The sequence below is a fragment of the Flavobacterium koreense genome (genome assembly GCF_054776075.1).
Window position 1 is genome coordinate 89,665 of record NZ_BAAHCF010000002.1, and the last position, 11,783, is coordinate 101,447.

Here is an 11,783-nt window from a genome sequence, read left to right on the forward strand (position 1 = left end):
GCGTTTTTTTATATTTATAAAATGAATAATAACTCATTTTTAAATAAACTTTCCAAGATAATTGTTGCCGACTATTCTGACAACTTTTCAGATTTAATAGTCATTCTGCCTAACAGAAGAGCTAAAGTTTTTCTTATTGATGAACTCAAAAAAGAAACTGCTCAAACCATATTTTCTCCAGAAATTATAAGTATTGAAGACTTTGTTCAAGACATTGCTGGAATTCGTTCTATTGATAGTGTTGAATTGTTATTCGAATTTTACAATGTTTATCTATCTGTAACTGAAAAAGACCAAGAATCTTTTGAAACCTTTGCCAATTGGGCAAAAACATTACTTCAAGATTTTAATGAAATTGATAGATATCTTCTTGAACCTGATAAGATTTTAAAATATCTAGAAAACATAAAAGAAGTCGAACATTGGGCAGTTGACATTGATAAACGAACCGATTTAATTGATAAATATCTAATTTTCTGGAAAAAACTTCCATTATATTATCATTCGCTTTATAATTATTTATTACATAAAGGAATTGGTTATCAAGGGTTGATTTACAGAGAAGCCGTTGATAATTTGAATCATTTTTCAGAAACTATAAAAGATAAAAAATTCCTTTTCGCTGGATTCAATGCTCTAAACCACGCCGAAGAAAAAATCATCCAACATCTTTTAGCTACTGATAAAGCCAAGATCTATTGGGATATTGATGAAACCTTTTTAAACGATCCATTTCACGATACAGGACTTTTTCAACGAAGATTCAAATCAACTTGGCCTTACTATAAAACCAATACGTATGAATGGATTACAAGTGATTTTAAGCAAGAAAAGAACATTCAAGTCATTGGTACTCCAAAAGCTATTGGTCAAGCCAAAATAGTTGGCGAAATCATTGAAAAATACAGCAATAAAAACGAAAGTAAACTTCAAAATGTTGCCGTAGTTCTCGGTGAAGAATCACTTTTGGTTCCAATTTTATATTCGCTTCCATCCAATGTTGATGCTTTGAATATTACTATGGGTTATTCAAGTAAAAATAATCCTGCACAATTGTTGATTGCGAAACTTTTTAAAGCACATACGAATGCTATTTCTAGAAACGCATCGAGTTATGTGTTTTATTATAAAGATGTTTTGGATATTCTAACGCATCCGTTAATTGAACCTTATATCAATGCTAAAGAATTGGTAAATCGAATAAATCAGAATAATTATACTTTCATAGTTCACAAACGAATTCTAGAATTACAAGAAAATCAGAATGAATTATTTCAATTGATTTTTCAAAAATGGGATACTTCGTCAGTAGCTATTTTGGAAAATTTGAGTCAGATTTTGCTCAAAATTAAATCCAATTTGAGTTCTGATAACGAAGAAGAAAAGATTACGAATGCCTTTGTTTATTCTATTTTCAAAGTGATAAACAAAATGATTTCTTATTTTTCATCTAATTCCAATATTGATTCTGTTGAAACACTTTATGCCATTTACAAGCAAGTAATTGATGTCGCTGAAGTTTCATTTGAAGGTGAACCTTTGAACGGATTGCAAATTATGGGAGTTCTTGAAAGTCGTGTGCTCGATTTTGAAACCGTAATAATCACATCGGTTAACGAAGGCAAATTTCCAGCTGGAAAAAGTATGAATTCGTTCATTCCGTATGATGTTAAAAAGGAGTACGGTTTACCAACTTTCAAAGAAAAAGATGCGATTTATACCTACCATTTCTATCACTTATTACAACGTGCTAAAAATATTTATTTGTTATATAATTCCGATAGTGAAGGTTTGGATGCTGGAGAACGTAGTCGTTTTATAACACAATTGGAAGTCGAAAAACAACCCAATCACAATTTAACTTTTCAAACATATAACGCCAATGTTCCCGAAATAGCACATCAGCCTTTAGTAATTCCAAAATCGGAAAAAGTATTGTTGCGATTGAATGAAATTGCCGAAAAAGGATTTTCTCCATCAGCATTGACGACTTATATTAGAAATCCGATTCAGTTTTATTTTCAAAGAATATTGCGCATTTCTGAAACCGATGAAGTTGAAGAAAACATTGCAGTAAATACACTAGGAACCATAATTCATGGAACTTTAGAAGAATTGTACAAACCCTTTATAGGTAAGATTTTAATTGAAAATGATATTAAAATTTGCATCAAAAATATCGATGATGAAGTGTTAAAACAATTCAAATTGGTTTACAAAGAAGGTGAAATTAAAAAAGGAAGAAATTTGCTAGCTTTTGAAGTTGCCAAAAGAAACGTATTGAATTTTCTAAAATTAGAATTAGAAGCCATTCAAAGCGGCGATGAAATTCAGATTATTGCTTTAGAAAAACATCTAGAACGCGTTTTAGAACATCCAAAATTACCTTTTCCAGTAAAAATTGGTGGAAACGTCGACAGAATCGAAAACCGAAATGGAAGAATTCGAATCATCGATTACAAAACCGGAAATGTTACAAAACCAAGCGTTACTTTAAAATCTTGGAATGGCCTAACAGAAGACATAAAAAACGATAAAATTATCCAAATTCTTGCTTATGCATTCATGTATGAAGAACAAGCCAAAGGATTAGAAATCGAAGCCGGAATTATTTCTTTCAAAAACTTAAAAAATGGATTTTTGCCTTTTGGTTTCAAAGAAGGTAAAGAAACATTCGAAGTAATTTCACCTGAAATAATGGAAAGTTATATTGAAGAAATTGTGGTTTTATTAAATGAGATTTTGAGTGTTGATGTAGCTTTTGAGGAAAAAGTTTAACATCTTATTACAAATCTCGTATAATTTGTTTTCTTTTCTTTACCAAAAAAGAATATCAGAACACTAAACAACATACTAACTTTTTATATAAGCACTTTGCCAATAAACTTTGCCATAAGTTTATTACCGTTAGTATATTTTGGAATTTCATCTTTTGAAGCCATATTTCTAACGTTAGGATTCTTTTCAAGTATCTTTATAAAAGAAGTTAGGCGCAAAAATGAGTACTTGTTTTATTATAATAATGGAATTTCAAAAATTAAACTTTGGTTATTTTCCTATATTTTAAACTTCTTTTTTCTAGTCGTTATTGTCATGATTATTAACCTAGTAATGAAAATGTTATGATGAATCATCTTTTGGAAATTGATAGTATTCAAAAACATTTTGATCAAAAAGTGGTGCTTTCAGATGTTTATTTGAAATGCAGAACAGGAGAAATTATTGGATTATTAGGAAGAAATGGATCGGGAAAATCAACTTTATTAAAGATAATTTTTGGGATTTTATCTGCTGATAATAAATTTGTTAGAGTTAACGGAAAAGTACTATTTAAAACAAATGACTTACTAAATGAAATTAGCTATTTACCTCAAGAAGATTTTATTCCAAATTCATTTTCAGTAAAAAAGACGATTCAATTGTCAATAGATAAAAATAAAATTATCGATTTCTATCAAGACGATTTTATAAATTCATTAAAATACAAAAAAATCAACCATCTCTCTGGAGGTGAGTTACGTTATTTAGAAATTAAATTAATTTTATCAAATTCTTCAAAGTTTGTTTTACTTGACGAACCATATAATGGATTATCTCCAATTATGATTGATAAAATAAATCAATTGATTACTCAAAATTCTACTAAGAAAGGAATAATAATTACTGACCATAATTATGAAAATGTTATTAAAATTTCTTCAAAATTGATCTTAATGAAAGAAGGAAAAGCGTTTCATTTAAAAGATAAAAATGAACTTATTGATAAAGGTTATTTACGTGAAGGATTGATTTAGTTTCTTTGTGACCTCCCTGCATTCTTCGTGTCTTGGTGGTTAAACCTTTTTTAAAAACTCACCCAAAACCAACAACAATTCTTCCTTATTTTCAATATGACTCATGTGTCCGTCTGGAAAAGTGTGCAGTTTTACGTTGGTTCCTTCAATTTGGTCAACGTTTTCATCATAATTTAAAACAGGATCTTCTTTTCCTAAAATCAATAGCATTGGATAATTGGCAAAATGCAAAATCACTTCTCTATCTTTTCTAATTTTCATGCCTTCTTGGCAAGCAACAATGCCTTGAAGAGGCGTTTTTAAAGCTTCCAACTTTACATATTCAATTTCATCTAATAGAATTTCACGATTTTTTTCACTGAATAAATTCGCAACACTCATTCGGATGCAAGCCACATAATTCTTTTTTACAGCAATAATGGCTCGGTCACGATTGGCTTTTCGTTCGTCGCTATCAGCTCTTGAAGTTGAGTTTAAAAGCACCAAACCTTTCATAGCATCTGGATACAATTCGGCGAAAGCCAACGCAATATAACCGCCCATAGAATGACCAACCAAAACTGCTTTTCTAATTTTCAATTCGTGCAAAACGTGATGCACCATATCGGCTTGATCTTCCATTGAGTGCACGTAACCCAAACATTCGGTTTGTCCGTGACCTAATAAATCAATAGCAATAACGCGGTGTTTCTTTGAAAACTCAGGTACAAAAGCATTCCACATTTCTTTATTTTCATAAAAACCATGCAACAAAACTACAGCCGTGCCTTTTCCTTGGTCGGTGTAAGTGATTTTTGTGTTTTTGAATATCGTGGTTTTCATTGGTGCAAAACTATAACTTTAATTTTTTTGAAACACAAAAGTCATAAAAGAAAACAAAAGGCTATAGAAGAATTTTTTTTGTCTTTTGTGTTAAAACAAAAAAACGGCTCACTTTCGCAAACCGTTTAAACTGACAACTGTCAACCGACAACTGTTAATTATTCATTATCGATTCAATCTCATCCACTTCAATAGGAATGTTTCTCATCAAGTTGAACGCTTCGCCTTTTTCTTGAATTACCATATCGTCTTCAATACGAATTCCGAAACCTTCTGCTGGAATATAAATTCCTGGTTCAACGGTGAACACCATATTCGCTTGCATTGGTTCGTGTAATAATCCGTAATCGTGTGTGTCTAATCCCATGTGGTGCGACGTTCCGTGCATGAAATATTTTTTGTAGGCTGGCCAATCTGGATTTTCATTTTGAACATCAGCTTTGTCAATCAATCCCAAACCTAAAAGTTCTGAAGTCATTATTTTACCAACTTCTACATGATATTGTTTCCATAAAGTTCCTGGAACCAACATTTTTGTAGCTTCATTTTTTACACGTAAAACCGCGTTATACACTTCTTTTTGTCTATCAGAAAAACGTCCCGAAACCGGAACCATTCTCGTCATATCACTTGAATAATTTGCGTATTCTGCACCAACGTCAAGCAAAATCAAATCACCTTCGTTACATTGTTGGTTGTTTTCAATGTAATGCAACACATTAGCATTGTTTCCAGAAGCGATAATTGGCGTATAAGCAAAACCTTTCGAACGATTTCTTAGAAATTCATGCTCAAATTCGGCTTCGATTTCGTATTCCATTACGTTTGGTTTTACGAAATTCAAAACTCTACGAAATCCTTTTTCAGTGATATTACAAGCCTCTTGAATTAAGTCTAATTCTTCGCTTTCCTTCACCGAACGTATACGTTGCAAGATAGGATTTGATTTCTCCACTTTATGCGCTGGATAATTTTCTTTCCACCATTTGATAAAACGTGCTTCACGGGTTTCCGTTTCAATTACGGCACGATAATGTTCGTTAGTGTTGATGTAAATCGTGTCGGCATAAGTCATCACTTCTTTCAACGTTTTATGAAAATCTTGCAACCAAATCACGGTTTTAATTCCGGCAACTTCAAACGCTCTTTGTTTAGTAAGCTTTTCGCCTTCCCAAATTGCAATGTGTTCGTTAGTTTCTTTTAAGAATAAAATCTCTTTCAAATGTTCATAAGGTGCATCCGGAAAAAGCAACAAAATACTTTCTTCTTGATCAACACCCGATAAATAAAAAATATCGCGATGTTGTGCAAAAGGCAATGTAGAATCGGCAGAAACTGGATAAATATCGTTCGAATTAAAAACAGCAACACTATTAGGTTTCATTTGTGCCGTGAATTTAGCTCTGTTTTTAATAAACAAATCACGGTCTATTTGATGGTATTTCATTTTTAGATTTTTGGATTGTTAGACAATTCGATAATTTTATTTACCAAAATTACGCAAACTATCTTTTTAATGTGTAGCCAAATGGCGTTATTTTAATTAACCGCAAATTCGCAAATTAAAATCATATGAAGATAAAAAAAAATTTGCGAATTTGCGGTAATTATTAATTTATGTTTTTACGGATACGACTCATATGGCGAGATGAAATTCCTAAAAATGAAGCTAAATAATGCAACGGAACTTCTTGCAGTAATTTAGGTTCGGTTGAAAGAAGTTTTTTGTAACGTTCTTCTGGAGTTAACGTTAGCAAATCAATTCGATAATCATCGATTAAGCAAATTTGTTTTTCAATAACATTGTAATAAAATTGATGAAATGCTTTATTGTTTTCAATTAAATCTTTGAAAGCTTTTAAATCTACAATCCATAATTTACAATCGGCAATGGCTTTGATGCTTTTTCTTGATGCTTTTCCAAATAAAAAACTACTTAATGAAGAGGTAACCGAATTTCTTAAAGCTAAATATGTTGTTTTTTCTTCATCCAAAACTTCTATAGAATGTTGTAAAATGCCGCTTTCAACAAAACAAAAATGCTGGCAAACTTCATTTTCTTTTACAAAGAATTCATTTTTCTTAAGATGTAATATTTGAAATGTTTCTCTAGCTTTAACAATCAATTCTTTCATAGAATCTTCGTTTACATCAATAAATTGATATAAATAATCAAGAAAAGTATCGTTTGATTTTAAAACTGGCATTTGTAAAAGTTTCAACAAAAATATCCAAATAGTTTTCAACTCAGATTAAAATCTATATTTTTATAAAAAATTTCACAATGAGAACTAAATTTTTGTCACTACTTCTTCTTTTCACAATTGTTCTTCAAGCACAAGACAAAAAATCTTATCAATTATTTGATAAAAATGGAAAGAAAGTCTCTTACGATAAATTGCTAAAAGCATCTTTAAAAACACAAGTTGTTCTTTTTGGAGAATATCATAATAATTCTGTTTCACATTGGTTGCAACTAGAATTGACTAAAGATGTTGCGGCGAAAACACCTGTGGTTCTTGGTGCAGAAATGATAGAAGCCGATAATCAAACCCAATTAAACCAATATTTAAAAGGTGAAATCGATCAAAAAAAATTAGATTCTACAGCACGTCTTTGGAAAAATCATCCAACAGATTACAAACCTTTGGTTGATTTTGCAAAAGAGAATAACTTTGATTTTATAGCTACTAATATTCCTAGACGTTATGCTTCTATGGTTTCTAAAAAAGGTTTTGAAGCATTAGAAACTCTTACAACAGAAGAAAAGACTTGGATTGCACCACAACCAATTCCTTACGACGCATCACTACCTGGTTATGTTGAAATGATGAAAATGATGGGTGACCATACAAGTCCGAATATGCCAAAAGCTCAAGCTAGTAAAGATGCAACGATGGCCTATTTTATAAATAAAAATTTGAAAGCCAATAGTGTTTTTATTCATTATAACGGAACTTTTCATTCTGATAATTTTGATGGGATTAATTGGTATTTAAAAACTTACAATCCGACCATAGAAATTGTAACAATATCTACGGTTGAACAAAAAGATATATCAAAACTTGAAAAAGAAAATTACAATAAAGCTGATTTTATTCTCGTTATTGACGAAGATGTAACAAAAACGTATTAAATTCGTTTAATATTTATGTGCTTTATATTTGTTTGTTATTCGAAAACAAATTTGAAGCTAGAAAACTTAAAACCAAGTATGAAAAAAATAATTTTATTACTAACAATTTTAACCTTAAGCATTTCTTTCTTTTCTTGTGAAGATTTAGATGACAATCAGGTAGAACCTATGTTGATTATTAAATTTAAGTTTGATCCAAATCAAGCCCGATTGAATAATTTAGGTCAGCCTTCATTTGTTCCTTTTGGTAATGGTGCGCAGTCACCTGTTTTTAACAAAATTTCTTCACATTATATTGAATTTGCTAAAGATGCAAACACGCAATTAGGCGATGGAAGTATTGTTTATCATGGTCAAGAAACAACAATTGGAGGTGCTAATGCAATAGATTTTAGTAAAGCTAAAATTGTTGCTGAAGGAGAAACTTTTTTAGAAATCCCTCTTAAAGATCTAGCAATTGGAAGTTATGAATGGTTGAGAGTTTCGTTATCCTATCAGAATTACCAGATAAAAATTCGTAAACCAGGTTCGAGTCTTGAGTATGATGGAACTTTAGAAAGTTTTGTAGGATTCAATACCTATATAGGAACTCATAGCATTGGTAATACTTTTTTCCAAGTTGATGCCAATAAGCCACAAGGATATTGGGCCTTTGCACTAAATGATTTTCCATATTCTGCATCAGGTCAGGCTCCAGCAGGAGCAACGACAGTTCCAAATCCAATTGCTGCAACATCATCAATTCCTTTAACTTCATGTGTTGTCACCGGAAAATTTAATACTCCATTAGAAATTACAGGATTAGAAAAGAAGAATGTTGTAATAACAGTTTCATTATCTACCAACAAAAGTTTTGAATGGATTGATACTAATGGTAACGGAAAATTTGATCCATCTCAAGGTGAAAATGTTGTTGATATGGGATTAAGAGGATTGATTCCTTCTTTCACAAAGTAGTTTTGTTTAAGAAAAAACATCTTTTTTGTTAATATAACACTTTGAAAATCAACAAGTGTTAAACTCACTTTAAATTGATTATAAATTACGACGAAAAGGTTGTAGTTAATATCAAATAGCTGTATTTTTGTTTGATTTTTTAAAATAAATTATACAATCTTATGGCAAAATCTGCACTTTTAAAGTCATCTATCGCAAAGAAATACTGGATGGCTCTTACGGGTTTATTTTTATGCTTGTTTTTGGCAGGACATTTAGCTGGAAATCTACAACTGATTTTTAGCGACGCATTACATTTCAATCAGTATGCGTTATTTATGACTTCAAATCCAGCAGTTAAGTTACTTTCTTATGTAACCTACATTTCAATTTTATTTCATGCAGTTGATGGTTTTATGTTAACCTATCAAAATGTTAAAGCAAGACCAGTTGGTTACGCAAAATCCAATCCAGGAGCTAATAGCTCATTTTCTTCTAGAAATATGGCAATCTTAGGAACTCTAATCTTGGTTTTTATTGTTACACACATGGTTAATTTTTGGGCAAAGATGCATTTCGATAAAGACATGCCATTGCAAACCATTACTGTTGAAGCAATGGGACAAAAACAAGACCTATATTTAACAACCAATGAAGGATATCTTCCTGTTCAACAGGTTGCAAAATCTCTTGATGAAGCCACAAAATCTGGAGCTCAAACTTATATTGAAAACAGAACAGAATTTTACAATACTCAAGCAAAAGTAAAAGTTGGAGAAGGTTACAAGGATCTTCACAAAATTACTGTAGCATTTTTTAAAGATGCAAAATATGGTTTAATTGCAACAATTCTTTATGTGATTGCAATGGCTGTTTTAGCTTTCCACTTGTTACATGGTTTTCAAAGTGCTTTCCAATCTTTAGGACTTAATAATCCAAATTGGACTCCTAAAATCAAATTTTTCGGAACTGCTTTTGCAATTGTTGTTCCGTTGTTATTTGCAATTATTCCAGTTTACATTCACTTTTTCTTAAAATAATTTTATGCTGAATTTATTTCAGTACAAATTCAAATAAAAATTATGAAGTTAGATTCTAAAATACCAGAAGGGCATATTTCACAAAAATGGACGGATTATAAAGATCATTTAAAATTAGTTGCCCCAAATAATAGACCAAAAATTGACATTATTGTAGTTGGAACTGGTTTAGCAGGAGCTTCGGCTGCAGCTTCTCTAGGTGAAATGGGTTATAATGTTAAAGCTTTTTGTTTTCAAGATTCACCTCGTCGTGCGCACTCAATTGCTGCTCAAGGAGGAATAAACGCTGCTAAAAATTACCAAAATGACGGAGATAGTATTTTTAGATTATTCTATGATACTATTAAAGGTGGTGATTACAGAGCTCGTGAGGCAAACGTTCATCGTTTAGCCGAAGTTTCTGGAAACATTATCGACCAATGTGTGGCTCAAGGTGTTCCTTTTGCTCGTGATTATGGTGGATTATTAGATAACCGTTCGTTTGGTGGTACTCAAGTTCAAAGAACTTTTTATGCTGCTGGACAAACTGGGCAACAACTATTATTAGGAGCTTATTCAGCTTTATCAAGACAAATCGGACTTGGACGTGTTCAAATGTTTAACCGTCACGAAATGTTAGACTTAGTAAAAGTTGATGGAAAAGCACGTGGAATTATTGCTCGTGACTTAGTTACTGGTGAAATCGAAAGACATTCAGCTCATGCTGTTATTATAGCAACTGGTGGTTATGGAAATGTTTATTTCCTTTCTACAAACGCAATGGGAAGTAATGTTACTGCAGGATGGAAAGTTCACAAACAAGGTGCAGCTTTTGCTAATCCATGTTATGTTCAAATTCACCCAACTTGTATACCAGTTCACGGAACAAATCAATCAAAATTAACTTTGATGTCTGAATCATTAAGAAATTCAGGGCGTATTTGGGTTCCAAAGAAAAAAGAAGATGCAGAAGCAATTCGTGCAGGTAAATTAAAACCAACACAAATCGCAGAAGAAGATAGAGATTACTACTTAGAAAGAAGATATCCAGCTTTCGGTAACTTGGTGCCACGTGATGTAGCTTCAAGAGCTGCAAAAGAAAGATGTGATGCTGGTTTTGGAATCGAGGCAAATGACACTAATGAAGGGGTTTACTTAGATTTCTCTACAGAGATTCAAAATAAAGGTAAACAAGCCGCTTATGCTCAAGGAAATCATAATCCATCTGCAGAAGAAGTTACTAAATTAGGAAAACAATGGTTGGAAGAAAAATATGGTAACTTGTTTACAATGTACCAAAAAATTACAGATGAAAATCCGTATGAAACTCCAATGAAAATCTATCCAGCGGTACACTATACAATGGGTGGTGTTTGGGTTGATTATAATTTACAATCAACAATTCCAGGTTGTTTCGTAGCTGGAGAGGCTAACTTCTCAGACCACGGAGCAAACAGACTTGGGGCATCTGCTTTAATGCAAGGTTTGGCTGATGGATATTTTGTTCTTCCTTATACAGTTTCTGATTATTTAGCGGATGATATTCGTACTGGAAAAATCTCCACTGAATTACCAGAATTTGTTGAAGCAGAAAAAAGAGTTAAAGATTCAATTAATTTCTTCTTAAACAATAATGGGACTAAGACTGTAGATCATTTCCACAAACGTTTAGGATTGATTATGTGGAATAAAGTTGGTATGGGAAGAAATGATCAAGGACTATCTGAAGCTATTGCAGAAATCGCTGCTTTAAAAGAAGAATTCTACAGAGATGTATTTGTACCAGGTAGTGCAGACGAATTGAATCCAGAATTAGAAAAAGCACTTAGAGTTGCCGATTTTATAGAATTAGGACAATTAATGGCAATGGATGGGTTACAACGTAAAGAATCTTGTGGTGGTCACTTCCGTGAAGAATATCAAGATGCTGAAGGTGAAACACTTCGTGATGATGAAAACTTTAAGTTTGTTGGAGCTTGGGAATACAAAGGCGATGACATCAGCAAGGAAGAACTTCACAAAGAAGAATTGAAATACGAGTTTATTAAAATAGCCGCAAGAAATTACAAATAATAG

General features: G+C 31.9%; 9 protein-coding genes. 6 read left to right on the forward strand and 3 right to left on the reverse strand.

The window, feature by feature from the left end; all coding sequences use genetic code 11:
* Positions 1 to 21 precede the first annotated feature (21 nt).
* On the forward strand, positions 22 to 2,778 hold the full coding sequence (locus ACYU7A_RS00710) for a PD-(D/E)XK nuclease family protein (RefSeq protein ID WP_460573467.1): 2,757 nt from the start codon (positions 22 to 24) through the stop codon (positions 2,776 to 2,778).
* A 344-nt stretch (positions 2,779 to 3,122) separates the two neighbouring features.
* Complete coding sequence (locus tag ACYU7A_RS00715; protein ID WP_344815677.1) at positions 3,123 to 3,794, forward strand: ATP-binding cassette domain-containing protein; 672 nt, start codon at positions 3,123 to 3,125, stop codon at positions 3,792 to 3,794.
* 39 nt (positions 3,795 to 3,833) lie between these two features.
* On the opposite strand, the gene ACYU7A_RS00720 is transcribed toward ACYU7A_RS00715, so the two are convergent.
* The 3 genes from ACYU7A_RS00720 to ACYU7A_RS00730 all read right to left on the reverse strand — a co-directional run bounded on the left by ACYU7A_RS00720 (position 3,834) and on the right by ACYU7A_RS00730 (position 6,823).
* The gene (locus ACYU7A_RS00720; RefSeq protein WP_460573469.1) at positions 3,834 to 4,616 is read right to left on the reverse strand and encodes an alpha/beta fold hydrolase; all 783 of its coding nucleotides are present in this window, start codon (positions 4,614 to 4,616) and stop codon (positions 3,834 to 3,836) included.
* Positions 4,617 to 4,770: 154 nt separating this feature from the next.
* The gene (locus ACYU7A_RS00725; protein WP_460573471.1) at positions 4,771 to 6,063 is read right to left on the reverse strand and encodes an aminopeptidase P family protein; all 1,293 of its coding nucleotides are present in this window, start codon (positions 6,061 to 6,063) and stop codon (positions 4,771 to 4,773) included.
* Between the two features lie 163 nt (positions 6,064 to 6,226).
* Positions 6,227 to 6,823 carry a Crp/Fnr family transcriptional regulator gene (locus tag ACYU7A_RS00730; RefSeq protein WP_460573473.1) on the reverse strand — a complete coding sequence of 199 codons (597 nt, stop codon included), beginning with the start codon at positions 6,821 to 6,823 and terminating at the stop codon, positions 6,227 to 6,229.
* A gap of 77 nt (positions 6,824 to 6,900) precedes the next feature.
* Here ACYU7A_RS00730 and ACYU7A_RS00735 point away from each other — a divergent pair, with 77 nt between their 5' ends.
* The 4 genes from ACYU7A_RS00735 to ACYU7A_RS00750 all read left to right on the forward strand — a co-directional run bounded on the left by ACYU7A_RS00735 (position 6,901) and on the right by ACYU7A_RS00750 (position 11,780).
* Positions 6,901 to 7,752, forward strand: a complete 852-nt coding sequence (locus ACYU7A_RS00735; RefSeq protein WP_460573475.1) for a ChaN family lipoprotein — start codon at positions 6,901 to 6,903, stop codon at positions 7,750 to 7,752.
* Positions 7,753 to 7,830: 78 nt separating this feature from the next.
* A complete protein-coding gene (locus ACYU7A_RS00740) occupies positions 7,831 to 8,709 on the forward strand; it encodes a hypothetical protein (protein ID WP_460573477.1) in 879 nt (292 codons plus the stop codon).
* A 161-nt stretch (positions 8,710 to 8,870) separates the two neighbouring features.
* Positions 8,871 to 9,728, forward strand: coding sequence for a succinate dehydrogenase cytochrome b subunit (locus tag ACYU7A_RS00745; protein WP_460573479.1), 858 nt, complete (start codon positions 8,871 to 8,873; stop codon positions 9,726 to 9,728).
* Positions 9,729 to 9,770: 42 nt separating this feature from the next.
* Entirely contained in the window at positions 9,771 to 11,780 is a 2,010-nt protein-coding gene (locus ACYU7A_RS00750; protein WP_460573481.1) for a fumarate reductase/succinate dehydrogenase flavoprotein subunit, read from the forward strand.
* The last annotated feature ends 3 nt before the right edge of the window (positions 11,781 to 11,783 follow it).

What these genes read in the sequence shown, in the direction of transcription:
- ACYU7A_RS00710 (WP_460573467.1), top strand. Translation starts at nt 22, where the DNA reads ATGAATAATAACTCATTTTTAAATAAACTTTCCAAGATAATTGTTGCC.
- ACYU7A_RS00730 (WP_460573473.1), bottom strand. Translation starts at nt 6,823, where the DNA reads ATGCCAGTTTTAAAATCAAACGATACTTTTCTTGATTATTTATATCAA.
- ACYU7A_RS00715 (WP_344815677.1), top strand. Translation starts at nt 3,123, where the DNA reads ATGATGAATCATCTTTTGGAAATTGATAGTATTCAAAAACATTTTGAT.
- ACYU7A_RS00750 (WP_460573481.1), top strand. Translation starts at nt 9,771, where the DNA reads ATGAAGTTAGATTCTAAAATACCAGAAGGGCATATTTCACAAAAATGG.
- ACYU7A_RS00745 (WP_460573479.1), top strand. Translation starts at nt 8,871, where the DNA reads ATGGCAAAATCTGCACTTTTAAAGTCATCTATCGCAAAGAAATACTGG.
- ACYU7A_RS00725 (WP_460573471.1), bottom strand. Translation starts at nt 6,063, where the DNA reads ATGAAATACCATCAAATAGACCGTGATTTGTTTATTAAAAACAGAGCT.
- ACYU7A_RS00735 (WP_460573475.1), top strand. Translation starts at nt 6,901, where the DNA reads ATGAGAACTAAATTTTTGTCACTACTTCTTCTTTTCACAATTGTTCTT.
- ACYU7A_RS00740 (WP_460573477.1), top strand. Translation starts at nt 7,831, where the DNA reads ATGAAAAAAATAATTTTATTACTAACAATTTTAACCTTAAGCATTTCT.
- ACYU7A_RS00720 (WP_460573469.1), bottom strand. Translation starts at nt 4,616, where the DNA reads ATGAAAACCACGATATTCAAAAACACAAAAATCACTTACACCGACCAA.